Raw genomic sequence first — 13025 nt, 5'->3', positions numbered from 1 at the left:
GTGCATGAAGAGCCACCGCCCAGCCGGCTGCGCCGGTGGCTCTTCATGCACCGGGTGCAGCCGGTCGGCCCGGAGACCGAGGAGGGGCACGCCCGCACGCACGCCTGGTGGCAGGTGATGTGCCTGACCGGCGTGGACTACTTCTCCACCCTGTCGTACCTGCCGGGCATCGCGGCAGTGGCCGCCGGGGCGCTCTCCCCGCTGGCCACCCTGTTGATCGTCGCGCTGAGCCTGTTCGGGATGCTGCCGATGTACCGCCGGGTGGCCCGGGAGAGCCCGCACGGGCAGGGCTCGGTGGCGATGCTGGAGCGGCTGCTGCCGTTCTGGCGGGGCAAGATCTTCGTACTGGTGCTGCTCGGCTTCGTGGCCACCTCCTGGATCATCACGATCACCCTCTCCTCGGCCGACGCCACCGTGCACCTGCTGGAGAACCCGCTGCTGCCCGAGGGGATCGGTGGCAGCGGCGTCGCCATCGGCGTCACCGTGGTGCTGCTGCTGATCCTCGGCGGGGTCTTCCTGCTCGGTTTCCGGGAGGCGGTCGCGGTGGCCATCCCGCTGGTCGCCGTCTTCCTGGCCCTGAACGCGGTGATCGTCGCGGTCTCGCTGGCCGAGATCGCGGCGGACCCGGGCACCCTGGGGGACTGGACCGTGGCGCTGACCGCCGGGGGCGGCCCCGGCGAGGTGGCGCTGACCGCCGTGCTGGCCTTCCCGCTGCTGGTGCTCGGGCTCTCCGGTTTCGAGACCGGGGTGAGCATGATGCCGCTGGTGGCCGGGGACGGCGCGGACCGGGAGGCCCGGCTGGCGGCGCGGATCCGCAACACCCGTCGCCTGCTCACCACCGCCGCGCTGATCATGTCGGGGTATCTGGTCTCGACCACGTTCGTCACCACGGTGCTCGTTCCCCCCGCCGCGTTCGAGCCGGGCGGGCCGGCCAGCGGTCGGGCGCTGGCCTACCTCGCCCACGAGCACATCGGCGAGCTCTTCGGCACCGCGTACGACATCAGCAGCATGCTGATCCTCTGGTTCGCCGGCGCCTCGGCGATGGCCGGGCTGATCAACATCGTCCCCCGCTACCTGCCCACCTACGGCATGGCGCCGGAGTGGGGCCGGGCGGTGCGCCCGGTGGTGATCGTCTACACCCTGGTCTGCATCGTGATCACCATGGTGTTCCGGGCCGACGTCAACGCGCAGGCCGGGGCGTACGCCACCGGGATCCTGGCCATGATGGTCTCCGCCGCGGTGGCGGTGGCGATCGCCGCGGCCCGCCGCCGGCAGCGTGCCGTCGCCGCCGGTTTCACCGTGCTCACCCTGGTCCTGCTGTACGCACTGGCCGAGAACGTCATCGAGGAGCCGGACGGCATCACCATCTCCGCGCTGTTCGTCCTCGGCGTCATCGCCGTCTCGCTGGTCTCCCGGGTCACCCGGACCACCGAGCTGCGCACCGAGCGGATCGAGTTCGACGAGGCGGCCCGCCGGTTCGTCACCGAGTCGCTGGCGCACGACGGCCGGCTGCACCTCATCGCCCACAAGCCGACCTCCGGCGCGCTGAAGGAGTACACGGTCAAGGAACGGACCCAGCGCGGGATGAACCCGGTGCCCGGCGCCGCCGACGTGTTGTTCCTGGAGATCGAGGTGGTGGACCCGTCGGAGTTCAGCCGGGTGCTGCGGGTGAGCGGGGTGGAGGTGGGCGGGTTCCGGGTGCTGCGGGCCGGCAGCCCAGCCGTGCCGAACGCCATCGCGGCGATCCTGCTGGCGCTGCGCGACGCCACCGGGGTACGCCCGCACGCGCACTTCGAGTGGTCCGAGGGGAACCCGATCGCGCACCTGCTGCGCTACCTCATCCTCGGTCGGGGCGACACCCCGCCGGTGGTCCGGGAGATCCTCCGCAAGAGCGAGCCCGACCCGGTCCGCCGTCCCGGCATCCACGTCGGCGGCTGAGCGGGCTGACGCCCCTCGCGCCGGATCAGCGAGTGTGAAGCCGAAGCGCACTTTTATTCATGTACGGCCAAGCTTGTCCGATTAGTGGTCGTATGGTGACTCTCGGTGGCGGTCGCGACGACAGCCACTCCGCGCCCGGATCGGTGCGGCGGGCCAGGCACCACGAGAGGCAGGGAGGCTCGATGTCCACGTATCACAGGAGCCGGCGGGCGACGCGACCTAGGCGGCGGTCCCCGTGGTTCTTAGCCGGCGGGTTGGTGGCCGGCGGGTTGGTGGCCGGCACGGCGGGTGCCGCCGGCGCGGCCGCGGCCGGCGATCCGGCCCTGGCCGGCGCGGGCCGGCCGGCCATGGTCATGCGCGCCGACGAGACCGGCCCGGGGCACCCGGGCGAGCCGGACCGCGAACCGCGCGGGAAGGACCGCGAGGGCCGCCCGGAGGAGCGGGACGCCGTCGGGCCGCCCGACGGTGGACGCCCCGACGGCGGGCACCGGGAGGCGGTCGCCGTGCCGTGCGACTCCGGCGAACTCATCGCCGCGCTGGTGCGGGTCAACGCCGAGGGTGGCGGCGACCTGCGGTTGGCACCGAAGTGCCGCTACACCCTCACCCACGCCTTCGCGCAGCCGGACGATTACGACGGCGGGATCCGCGACGCCCGGGAGGCCGCCGACAGCGCGGAGAACCCCGGTGACGCCGAGGCGCCCCGGCGTAACCCGCAGCACGACAAGGCGGGCCTGCCGGTCATCTACCACCCGATCACCATCCACGGCGAGGGCGCCACCATCGAGCGCGGGGTGCACGCCGAGGAGTTCCGGTTCTTCACGGTGCGCGACGGCGGGGACCTGACCCTGCGCGAGGTGATCCTGCGCAACGGCCGGTCGTTGGCGGAGGGCGGCAGCATCCACGTCGTGCACGGCGCCTCCGCCATCGTCGAGCGCACCACCATCATCGGCAGCACCTCGCTGTCGGCCGAGGGCGGCGGCGGTGGGATCTTCAACGACGGCAACATGGTGGTCACCGACAGCACGTTCATCGGCAACCGGGCCGCCGGCACCGCGGGCAAGGGCGGGGGCCTGCTCAACGGCGGTGTGCTGGCCGTGCACGGATCGCACTTCCGGGACAACAGCGCCGTCGGGTACGGCGGCGGGCTCGGCAACTACCGGGGTGCCGCCGAGGTGCACACCAGCACCTTCGTGCACAACGACGCGGCGCAGGGCGGCGGCCTCGCCAGCTTCTCCGCCCGGACGCGGGTCGTCGAGACCAAGGTGCTCGGCAACATCGCCCAGGTCGGCGGCGGCATCGCCAACTCCGACGCCCTGATCTTCCTGCGCCGCCTCGAGATTCGGGACAACACCGCCACCGGCAACGGCGGCGGCATCTCCACCTTCCAGGGCCTCGTGCCGCTCGACGACAGTATCGTCGCCGGGAACACCGCTCGCGGCAAGGGCGGCGGCGTCTACGCGGAGAAGTCGAACGTGCTGGTGCGCCGGAGCGGCGTGCACGGCAACGACGCCGTCGGCACCGCGTCGACCGGCGGGGGCATCTTCGCCACGCTCGGGCAGTTCTCCCTCTATCGCAGCGCGGTGACCGGCAACTCCGCCACCGTGCAGCCAGCCGGTGTCTTCGCGGACAAGGCCCGGGTCAGGGTCGATGACGAGACCGACCTCGTCGACAACGAACCCACCAACTGCGCGGGCAGCCGGGTGCCGATCGCGCACTGCTTCCGCTGACCGGCCGGTGCCGGCCCCGTCCCGGGGCCGGCACCGGCGCGGGCGCCTCCGGCCCGTCCGGGACGATCGTCGCGATCGGACCGGTCGGGCCGGAGGCGCCCGGTCGCCTACCCCGGTCACGCGCGGCCCGCCCGGGCCGCCCGCAAGCCGGGCGGATAGCTCCTATTCGGACGGTTGGGGCAGCTCGCAGTCGACCTTCGGGTTGGCGCCGGCGTAGTTCAGCGGCCCGGCGACGATGGTCACCAGGACCGTGCCCGCCTCGGCGCAGTTGGTGTCGTCGCCGCTGTAGTAGCCGCGCTGGCCGGCGGCGACCGCACCGATGATCAACCAGATCACGACGAGGGCTCCGAATATCGACGTGCCACGCATCGCTGCCTCCAGGGGGTGTGGTGGACCGAGGTGCAGGGCGTGGTACCCAATCGCGGCGAACGGCTAACGGTGCCGCCCAACGGCGGGCATCGGCCGGCGTTGGGCGGCGGTGACCGACCCGGCGGGTATGGCGGGTGACGGGTCGCCGCGGGCCGGCCGCTGGCCCCGGTGGCCTGAGACGCCCCTCAGTGCGGTGGGGCAGGCGCCTCCGGTGGCTTGCCCCGGCTGCGTCGGGCGTCGGCCACGGCCACAGCGGCGAGGACCACCATGGCCGCGAGGGCGGCGAACAGTGGCGGCAGGAAGACGGCGGCCGGCGCGACGGTGAGCAGGGCCAGCAGCCCGCCGGGGCGGGACAGCGAGACCCGGCTGAACACCTCGTACTCGAAGGCGGCCCGTCCGATCAGGAACAGCGCCGGGCCGCCGAGGATGACCGCGGCCCAGGCCGGTGGGCTGTGGGTCCCCGGCTCGTGCAGGAACAGGTCGAAGCCCGCGGCGGTGGTGACCACCCCGGCGACCATGAGCAGGTGGGTGTAGGGGGCGGTGTAGAGGAACTTGTTCGGCACCTGCGCGGTGGCGATGGCCAGGGGCAGCAACTCGCCGGACTTGTGCACGTAGATCCGCCAGAGCAGCAGCGTGGTGGCGAAGGCCACCGCGAGCGCCGCGATGTGCTCCAGCTCGTGGTGTTCCAGACTGAACATCGTGCCGATGGTCAGGATGGCGTCGCCGAGGGCGATGATGAAGAACTGCTGGTAGCGCTCCGAGAGGTGCTCGGCGGTGACGTGGCGTTGGCTCTCGGGCACCACGCCGAGGCCGGGCACCGGATAGGCGAGCCGGAAGCCGAGGTAGTCGATGGTCAGGGCGAGGGCCCACAGGCCCATCCGGGCGTCGCCGGCGACCAGCGCGCCCGCGATCCACGGCACGGCCGAGATGGCGAACCAGACGACGATCCGGGCCGCCCGGCGCTGTGTCTGCGGCTCTCGGCGCACGGCGGGCATGAGGAACAGCCCCCGGCCGATGTGGATCGCCACGTACGCGCCGGCGAAGACCAGCCCGTGGGCCCCGAACGCGCCCGGGATGGCGGTGGTCATCAGCAACGCCCCGAACATGACCGCCGCGATCAGTAGCTTGATCTCGTTGCGTTCGGGGTCGTACATGTCGGTGACCAGGGTGGTGATCGCCCAGGTCCACCAGATCGCCGCCAGCATGATCAATGCCTGGCCGGCGCTGTGCCAGCTCAGGTTGGTGACCAGCCCGCGGGAGATGAAGGCGAGCGCGACCACGTAGACCAGGTCGAAGAAGAGTTCGAGCAGGGTCACCCGGCGGGGTGACTCCTCGTCCCGGACGGGGCCCCGGCGCGGGGCAGGCTCCGGTGCGGCGGACTGCACGGGTTGCTCCTGCGGTACCGGGATCGGCTCGGGGCCCTCCGGCCCTGACCCGACGGTAGCGAGGGCTCGTCCGCCCTGTCAGCCATTGCCGACTTTCCGGGTGGTGGCCAATTCCGGGCGCCGACCCCGGGTGCCCGCCGGCGGCGGACATCACGTGGGCGGCGCCCGGAACCCCCCTGGCCCGCTCAGGCGTCGTCGCCGGGTACCGCCGCCGACAGGGCCGCCGCGGCCTCGTCGGGCCCATCGGCGAGCACCTTCGCCTGCTGCGGCCACGTTGCCAGGCCGGGCGCGGCGCGCAGCCCGGCCGCCCGGATCGTCTCGCGCAACCCGGCCTCGTCCAGCTCCGCCAGCTGCCGGTAGGTCCGGATGCCCGCGGCCTGCAGCGCGGCGGCCATCTTCGGACCGACGCCCTGGATCCGGCGGAAGTCGTCGGCGACCTCGCTGGTGGCGGCCGGTACCGGGCGGACCGGCGGAGTGGCCACCGCGGCCCGCGCCGGTGCCGCCGCGGGCTGCGGTCCGGTCTCCGCCTCGCCCGGTGTCGCATCGGCGACCGGCTCCGCGGTGGCGACCGGCTCCGCGTCGGTGGCCGGCTCGGCGGCCGCGAGCGGCTCGGTGGTGGGGACCGGCTCGGCGGTGGCGGCCAGCTCGGCGGCGGCCGGCTCCTCCGCCGGAGCGGCCGGCTGCGCCGGCTCGACGGCGTCGGTCCCGTCGCCGTCGGTCGTGACGTCCGTGCCGACCGGGTCCACTGCGGTCGGGGTCGGATCGGCGTCGCCCGGGGCGGGTGGTTCGGCGACCGCGGCCGGAGCCGGGTCGACGGTTGCCTCGGGCCGCTCGGTGTCAGTGGTGGCGGTGGGCGCCGGAGCGGCCACCACGGCGGTCGTACCCACGCCCGGCCCACCGTCCACGACGGGCGAGTCCTGCCCGGTGGCCGCCGTGTCGCGCCGGCCGCGCCACACCCAGCCGGCCGCCAGGCCCGCCAGCAGAGCCACGATCAGTATCAGCCAGTGCCCGAATGACCACGCCACGGCAAACCTCCCTCTCGTTACACATCGCACACAGAGTCGAGAAAAACTCGCCGCAGCTTCGCATACGCACGGTTCGGGCGACAGGGTGGTCCGGCCTCTCGCCGCCCTGATGGGACGGGGTGTACCGCCGGTGGCCGGCGGGCCACGCACGGTCGTGGTGCGGGGCCGGTCCGGTCGGGACACCCGGCAGCGGACGGCACGCCGGTGCGCACCGGCGACCGAGGGGTACGCGACGACCCCGGTGCCGCCGGGGGCACCGGGGTCGTGGTGGGACGGTCAGTCCTCCTCGCCGCGGTAGGTGTAGAAGTCGTCGACGAACTTCCTGCGCAGCCGGGGTACCCGGCTGGTGAGGCCGAAGTAGCCGCGCGCCCCGAGCAGGGCGAGCCGGCCCACCACCGGCTTGTACATCCGGTCGTCCCCGTTGGTGCCGCTGCGGTTGAGCGAGTCGGCGACCCGGGCGAACCCGTACGGCAGCATCGCGGCCTCGTAGTCGGCCACCGCCTGCAGCAGCGTCTTGTCGTCGGCGGCGGCGAGGATGAGCTGCCGGCGGAGCAGGGCGGCGTCGCGCAGCGCGGTGTTCGCACCCACCCCCCGTCCCGGCGTCATGGTGTGGATCGCGTCACCGAGCAGCGTGACCGTGCTGCTCTTCCAGGGTGGCACCGGCTCCGAGGTGGCCACCCTGATCGGCAGGGCGCTGTCCGGGTCGGCACGGGCCAGCAGTTCGCGCAGGTGGGGGTGCCAGTTGCGGGTGAGTTCCAGGGCGAGCGCGATCAGCTCCTCGCCGCGGCGCCGCATGACGTCGGCCGGGAAGCGCCGGGCGGCGCTCCAGATGATCAGGTTGATGTTGTCGCGGGTGTTGTCGTGCGCCAGGCCGGGCCACTGGTGCAGCAGCGCGGTGTCGGCGTCGCTGACGCCGGGCTTGACCGCGCCGTCGCGGTCCCATTTGAACTCCATCACGTGCAGCACACCCATCATCCCGCCGGTGCCGAAGATCAGGGAGATGCCCTGCTGCACGCGTTCCGGCAGCAGGGCCCGGGTGTGTGCGGTCAGCGGGATGCGGGTGGCGATGTTGATGGTGCCGGCGTCCCGGACGACCGCCTGCGGGAGGTACTGGCGGCGGACCGCGGACTGCGTGCCATCCGCCGCGACCAGCAGATCGCCCGTGGCGGTGCTGCCGTCGGCGAAGTGGGCGGTGACGGTGCCGTCGTCGTGCTGCTCGTACCGCGTGAAGGTCCGGTCGAAGTGCACCACGTCCTCCATGCCGGTGAGCAGGACCTGGCGCAGCGTCATCCGGGCCACCGAGCGCTCGGTGTCGACCGGGTCGGTGTCCGGCCGCAGCGGCAACGACGCCGTCTCGCGCAGCCGTTGGGTGACCACGTTGAAGTACCGGGGGGACCGGGCGCAGGTGACCAGGTAGGTGTCGAACAGCTCCGGCGGCAGGCACTCCCGCAACGCCCGGCTGCCGGTCGGTCCGATGCCCACCCGGTAGCCGAGCAGCCCTTCGCCGCGGGTGCGGTACCGCTCGTAGACGGAGACGCCGATCCCGGCCCGGCGCAGCCCGTGCGCCAGGCACAGCCCGCCGGTGCCGGCCCCGATGATCAGTACGTGGGGCGGTCTGGGTGACATCGCGGGCGTCCCGCTCAACCAGCCGGGTGCGGCGACGCCGCGTCGGCGGCGTCCCACCGGTAGAAGCAGCCGGCGATCGCGTCGCGGGGCGAGCGCCAGGTCGGCAGGTACGGCGAGGTATGCGCCGACAGCCGCTCGTTGACCTGGCGGTAGAGCGGGTGGTTTCGGGCCCCGGCCAGCGCGTCCGGGTCGACGTCCGCGGTCTCCATCAGGTGTACGCACACGTCGTGCAGGCAGTACAGGGACCGGTGTCGGACGCCGGTCAGGCCGGGCAGCTCCGTCGCGTCGGACTCGGCGAAGATCTGCGCCACCCGACCCTCCGCGCCCGGGATGATCCTGCTGACGATCACTAGACGGCTCATGGGACCCCTCTCGGCGGTGGTGCTCCGCGCGGCGGAGACCAGGGACTGCGTACCGCCCACCCTGCCGGCCGAGCTGTCACCTCCCCGTCACCCGCGTGCCGGCGCCGGTGACGCCGTGACGGCACCGGTCCGGCTACCCGGGCCGGCGGCTCCGGCCCGGGTGCGCCGATCAGCGGGCCACGGGGCCGACCCGGGTGGTGGGGGTGCGGCGCGGTTCGGCGGGTGCGTCCCGGGTGGCCTCGCGGATCGGCGCGAGGGTCTCGTCCAGCAGGGCGGTCATCGCCGCCGACGGTTCCAGGCGCAGCTCCCGCAGCAGCAGGTCGCGGTAGACGTAGAAGGCGTGCACGGCCTCGAAGGCGTTGCCCTCGGCGAGGTGGATGCGGACCACCAGCCGGTGCGGCGTCTCGCGCAGCGGCTCGGCGGCCATCGCCTCCAGCGCGGCCTCCAAGGCCTCGCCGTGCCGCCCTGCGGCGAGGTGCTGCCCGGCCAGCTCCTCCAGCATGTGCAGCCGCAGCTGGCGCAGCCGCTCCCGCTCCGCCAGCACCCAGTCGTCGTACCAGCCGGGGAGCAGGTCGTGCCGCCCGGCGGCCAGCGCCGCCGCGAGGCACGGGTCGCTCCCGTCGCGCACCCGCGCGGCGGTGCCGACCAGTGCGTCGACGTCGACCTCGACGGCCGGCTCGAGCCGCACCGTGTCACCGGTGGTGGTCAGCGGGCAGCAGGGATCCTGGCGCAGCCGCCACAACGCGGTCCGCAGCGACGACAGCGCCCGGTCCTCCGGGGCGTCCGGCCACAGCAGCCCGGCCAGGTGGCTGCGGGTGGCGCCCGGACGCAGCCCGATCAGGGCGATGACCCGTTGCAGGCCGCGGGGCACCACGACCGGCGCGTCGCCGTGCAGCAGCCGGAAGCCGCCGAGCAGGTGCAGCGAGATCCCGGGGTGGTCCCCGGTCGACATGGACGGATCAGCGGCCACGGCGGCACCCCCTGCGGAACGCTCGTCCCGACTCCTCTGCTGTGTCCCGGCGCGGCTGCCCATGACCCCGGTGTCGGGTCGCTCCGCCGCGGCACGGCGTGCGCCGCGGCCGCCGGGCTGACCGTGACGAAGATTATCAATCATAGTCACTCTGGGTCAATGCCGCGGGCGGCATTCCGGGCATCGGAACGCAACCGCGAAACCCGTTCTGAACTGCGAAGAGTCGCAGGTCGGAGCGCGGGTGACACAGCGAATGCACAGGATGCGTCAACGCACCGTCACGGTGGCGGGTTGCCGGGCGGGGTGCTCCGGTGACGCCGCCGTGACGCCGGTGTCCGCATCGTGTCGGGCAGTCGTCCGGCTCGGCCGGCGCCGGCGTCACCGACGTCGGGTGCGTTTGGGGGGAGGCCCGTTCCATGGACCGTTCGCTGATCGTCGCGAAGGTGGTGCCGACCGCCGAGGCGCAGGTGGCCGAGATCTTCGCCGAGTCCGACGCGACCGAGCTGCCGCGCCTGGTCGGTGTCCGGCACCGGTCGCTGTACCGGCTGCACGATCTCTACGTGCACCTGCTGGAGACCGACCTGCCGGGCGAGGGCGCGGTGGAGGCGGCCCGCGGGCACCCCGAGTTCGACCGGGTCAGCGCCCGGCTGCGGCCGTACGTCTCGCCGTACCTGCCGGGCTGGCGCTCCCCCCGCGACGCGATGGCGCGCTGCTTCTACCGCTTCGACGCCGCGCCCGCCGGGCGGCGGTCGTGACCGCGACCGCGCCCCGCGAGGGGCAGCTCTGGTCCCGCTGCGCCGGCTGCGCCACGCTGCTGTACCGCAAACGGCTGCGCCGCAACCTCGACGTCTGCCCAGAATGCGGGCGGCACGCCCGCCTCGCCGCGCCCGACCGCCTGGCGCAGCTGGTTGACCCGGCGTCGTTCACCGCCCTGCCGGACCGGCCGGCCGAGGTCGACCCGATCGGCTTCGTCGACGTGCTGCCGTACCCGCGCCGGCTCACCGCCGCCCGGGCCGGCACCGGCCTGGCCGAGGCCGTCGTCTGCGGCACCGCGACGGTCGGGCGGCACCCCTGCGTGCTGGCCGTGATGGACTTCCGGTTCCTCGGCGGCAGCCTCGGCTGCGTCGTCGGGGAGCTCATCACCCGCGCCGCCGAACGCGCGCTGGCGCAGCGGACCCCGCTGATCCTGGTCACCGCCAGCGGCGGGGCCCGGATGCAGGAGGGCGTGCTGTCGCTGATGCAGATGGCCACCGTCAGCCAGGCGGTCGCCGCGCTGCGGGAGGCGGGAGTGCTCACCGTCAGCGTGCTCACCGACCCGACGTACGGGGGAGTGGCCGCCTCGTTCGCCACGAACACCGACGTGGTGCTCGCCGAGAGCGGCGCCCGGATGGGCTTCGCCGGGCCCCGGGTGATCCGGCAGGTCACCGGCCGGGCGCTGCCGGAGGGCTTCCAGACCGCCGACTTCCTGCTCCGGCACGGCCAGGTGGACATGGTGGTGCCCCGGCACGCGATGCGCGGCCGGCTCGTGGCGCTGCTCGCCGCGGCCCGGGCCGGGCGCCGCCCTCGCGCCGCCGTACCCCGGCAGGAGCCGGCACCGGGCCCGACCGGCGGCGGCGCGAGCGCGCCGGCCGACCCGTCCCCCGCGCCGCAGCCGGCCGGCCCGCCCGCGGCCGCCGACGCCTGGGATACGGTCCGGCTGGCCCGTCACCCCGGTCGGCCGACCACACTGGACTATCTCGACTCGGCCTTCGACGGCTTCGTCGAGCTGCACGGCGATCGGCTCGGCGCGGACTGCCCGGCGGTGGTCGGCGGGCTGGCCCGGCTCGACGGCCGGCCGGTCATGGTGATCGGCCACCAGAAGGGGCACACCACCGCCGAGCTGGTGACCCGCAACTTCGGCATGGCCAGCCCGGCCGGGCACCGCAAGGCGCTGCGGCTGATGCGGCTCGCCGCCCGGCTCGGCCTGCCGGTGGTCACCCTGGTCGACACCCCCGGGGCGGATCCCGGGGTGGGCGCGGAGGAGCAGGGCCAGGCGGCGGCCATCGCGGAGAACATCCTCGCCCTGACCGTGCTGCCCACCCCGGTGGTCGCGGTGATCACCGGTGAGGGCGGCAGCGGCGGAGCGCTGGCCCTGGCGGTGGCCGACCGGGTGCTGATGCTCCAGCACGCCGTCTACTCGGTGATCAGCCCCGAGGGCTGCGCGGCCATCCTCTGGCCGGACCGGGGCGACGCCCCCCAGGCGGCCCGCGCGCTGCGGTTGACCGGGCCGGACCTGTACCGCCTCGGCATCGTCGACGACCTCGTCCCCGAGCCCGTGCCGGCCGCGCACCACGATCCGGAAGCCACCGCCCGGTCGCTGCGCGACGCGGTCCGGGCCAACCTGCTGCCGCTGCTCGACGTGCCGCCCGCGACGCTGGTGCGCCGGCGACGCCAGCGCTTCCGCCGCTTCGGCGCCGCCCGCGCCGCAACGCGGGGCGGTGCCCGGTGAGCGGCGGACCGACCCGCGCCGACACCGGGGCCCGGCCCGCAGCCGTGCCCGCCCCGCCCGACGGGATCCGGCCGGGCCGGGAGGAGGTGCCCGAGCTCCCCGGCGGGACGCCGCCGAGTGAGCCGGCGCCGGCCCGCACCGGCGAGATGCCGCCGGCCGCCGACGCGCCGCACGGCGGCGGGGCCGCGCCGGCCGGGGTGGACGGGGTGCTGGCCGGCCTGCGCCGGCACGCCCGCCACCTCGTCGCCGAACTCGCCGGCCCGGTCCGCCGGGTACGGCTGCGCAGCGGCGACACGGTGCTGGAGGTGGAGTGGCACGGCCCAGCCGAACGGGTCCGGCCGGACGACGTCCCGGCCGTGCCCCCGCCGGACGCGGCGGCGCAGCCGCCCGGCCCGATGACCGTCCGGTCGCCGATCGTCGGCACCTTCTACCGGGCGCCCGAGCCCGGGGCCGCGCCGTTCGTCGCCGTCGGTGACCTGGTCCGTGCCGGCCAGGTGATCGGCATCGTCGAGGCGATGAAGCTGATGAACGAGGTGACCGCCGACCGGTCCGGCCGGGTGGCCGCGATCCTGGTCGCCGACGGCCAGCCGGTCGAGTACGACCAGCCGCTGGTCGCCCTGGACCCGGCCTGAGGTGGTGGCGCGATGTTCGAGAAGGTGCTGATCGCCAACCGGGGTGAGATCGCGCTGCGGGTGCTGCGCGCCTGCCGGGAGCTCGGGGTGCGTACCGCCGTGGTCTACTCCACCGCGGACGCCGACTCGGTGGCGGTGCGCCTGGCCGACCAGGCCGTCCTGATCGGGCCGGCGGCGAGCCGCCGCAGCTACCTCAACCCCGCCGCGATCGTGGAGGCGGCCCGGCTGGTCGGCGCGCAGGCGGTGCATCCCGGCTACGGGTTCCTCTCCGAGGACGCCGACTTCGCCGAGATCTGCGCCGACAACGGCCTGACCTTCATCGGCCCGCCGCCGCAGGTGATGTCCGCGCTGGCCGACAAGTCCTCGGCCCGGGCGCTGATGCGCCGGGCCGGGCTGCCGCTGCCGCCGGGCAGCGTGGCGCCGGTGCCGACCGCCGAGCGGGCGGCGGAGGTGGCCGCCGAGGTGGGCTACCCGGTGATCGTCAAGGCGGCGGCGGGCGGCGG

Annotated in this window: 12 protein-coding genes; 6 read left to right on the top strand and 6 right to left on the bottom strand. The window is 74.5% G+C overall.

The window, feature by feature from the left end; all coding sequences use genetic code 11:
* The gene (locus C1I99_RS21520) at positions 1 to 1938 is read left to right on the top strand and encodes an APC family permease (protein WP_111136025.1); all 1938 of its coding nucleotides are present in this window, start codon (positions 1 to 3) and stop codon (positions 1936 to 1938) included.
* Positions 1939 to 2120: 182 nt separating this feature from the next.
* A complete protein-coding gene (locus C1I99_RS21515) occupies positions 2121 to 3665 on the top strand; it encodes a right-handed parallel beta-helix repeat-containing protein (RefSeq protein WP_111136024.1) in 1545 nt (514 codons plus the stop codon).
* A 162-nt stretch (positions 3666 to 3827) separates the two neighbouring features.
* On the opposite strand, the gene C1I99_RS21510 is transcribed toward C1I99_RS21515, so the two are convergent.
* The 6 genes from C1I99_RS21510 to C1I99_RS21485 form a co-directional block, all read right to left on the bottom strand.
* Positions 3828 to 4034, bottom strand: a complete 207-nt coding sequence (locus C1I99_RS21510; RefSeq protein ID WP_111136023.1) for a hypothetical protein — start codon at positions 4032 to 4034, stop codon at positions 3828 to 3830.
* Positions 4035 to 4219: 185 nt separating this feature from the next.
* On the bottom strand, positions 4220 to 5419 hold the full coding sequence (locus C1I99_RS21505; protein WP_111136022.1) for a low temperature requirement protein A: 1200 nt from the start codon (positions 5417 to 5419) through the stop codon (positions 4220 to 4222).
* 185 nt (positions 5420 to 5604) lie between these two features.
* On the bottom strand, positions 5605 to 6444 hold the full coding sequence (locus tag C1I99_RS21500; protein ID WP_111136021.1) for a helix-hairpin-helix domain-containing protein: 840 nt from the start codon (positions 6442 to 6444) through the stop codon (positions 5605 to 5607).
* Positions 6445 to 6720: 276 nt separating this feature from the next.
* Entirely contained in the window at positions 6721 to 8070 is a 1350-nt protein-coding gene (locus C1I99_RS21495; RefSeq protein ID WP_111136020.1) for an FAD-dependent oxidoreductase, read from the bottom strand.
* Positions 8071 to 8084: 14 nt separating this feature from the next.
* A complete protein-coding gene (locus tag C1I99_RS21490; protein ID WP_111136027.1) occupies positions 8085 to 8432 on the bottom strand; it encodes a TcmI family type II polyketide cyclase in 348 nt (115 codons plus the stop codon).
* 169 nt (positions 8433 to 8601) lie between these two features.
* A complete protein-coding gene (locus C1I99_RS21485) occupies positions 8602 to 9402 on the bottom strand; it encodes an AfsR/SARP family transcriptional regulator (RefSeq protein ID WP_111136019.1) in 801 nt (266 codons plus the stop codon).
* A 416-nt stretch (positions 9403 to 9818) separates the two neighbouring features.
* Between C1I99_RS21485 and C1I99_RS21475 the strand changes: the two genes are divergently transcribed.
* The 4 genes from C1I99_RS21475 to C1I99_RS21460 all read left to right on the top strand — a co-directional run.
* Positions 9819 to 10157 (top strand): TcmI family type II polyketide cyclase, encoded by a 339-nt coding sequence (locus C1I99_RS21475; RefSeq protein WP_111136018.1) that lies wholly within the window; start codon positions 9819 to 9821, stop codon positions 10155 to 10157.
* A complete protein-coding gene (locus tag C1I99_RS21470) occupies positions 10154 to 11890 on the top strand; it encodes an acetyl-CoA carboxylase carboxyltransferase subunit alpha (protein ID WP_111136017.1) in 1737 nt (578 codons plus the stop codon). The genes C1I99_RS21475 and C1I99_RS21470 overlap by 4 nt, the downstream gene beginning before the upstream one ends.
* A 146-nt stretch (positions 11891 to 12036) precedes the next feature.
* Positions 12037 to 12522: an acetyl-CoA carboxylase biotin carboxyl carrier protein gene (gene accB / locus C1I99_RS21465; protein ID WP_111136026.1), complete on the top strand. Its 486-nt coding sequence runs from the start codon at positions 12037 to 12039 to the stop codon at positions 12520 to 12522.
* A gap of 12 nt (positions 12523 to 12534) precedes the next feature.
* The coding region (locus tag C1I99_RS21460) for a biotin carboxylase N-terminal domain-containing protein (protein WP_325049226.1) at positions 12535 to 13025 on the top strand (491 nt) is incomplete at its 3' end.

The organism is Micromonospora deserti, assembly GCF_003236335.1.
GTDB classification, from domain to species: Bacteria; Actinomycetota; Actinomycetes; order Mycobacteriales; family Micromonosporaceae; genus Micromonospora; species Micromonospora deserti.
Note: the sequence above shows the minus strand (reverse complement) of the source record. Positions and strands in the feature narration are given on the sequence as shown.

Bases quoted from the DNA above. Each gene is read 5' to 3' on its own strand.
- C1I99_RS21475 (WP_111136018.1), top strand. From the start codon at position 9,819: ATGGACCGTTCGCTGATCGTCGCGAAGGTGGTGCCGACCGCCGAGGCG.
- C1I99_RS21490 (WP_111136027.1), bottom strand. From the start codon at position 8,432: ATGAGCCGTCTAGTGATCGTCAGCAGGATCATCCCGGGCGCGGAGGGT.
- C1I99_RS21495 (WP_111136020.1), bottom strand. From the start codon at position 8,070: ATGTCACCCAGACCGCCCCACGTACTGATCATCGGGGCCGGCACCGGC.
- C1I99_RS21515 (WP_111136024.1), top strand. From the start codon at position 2,121: ATGTCCACGTATCACAGGAGCCGGCGGGCGACGCGACCTAGGCGGCGG.
- accB (WP_111136026.1), top strand. From the start codon at position 12,037: ATGCCGCCGGCCGCCGACGCGCCGCACGGCGGCGGGGCCGCGCCGGCC.
- C1I99_RS21510 (WP_111136023.1), bottom strand. From the start codon at position 4,034: ATGCGTGGCACGTCGATATTCGGAGCCCTCGTCGTGATCTGGTTGATC.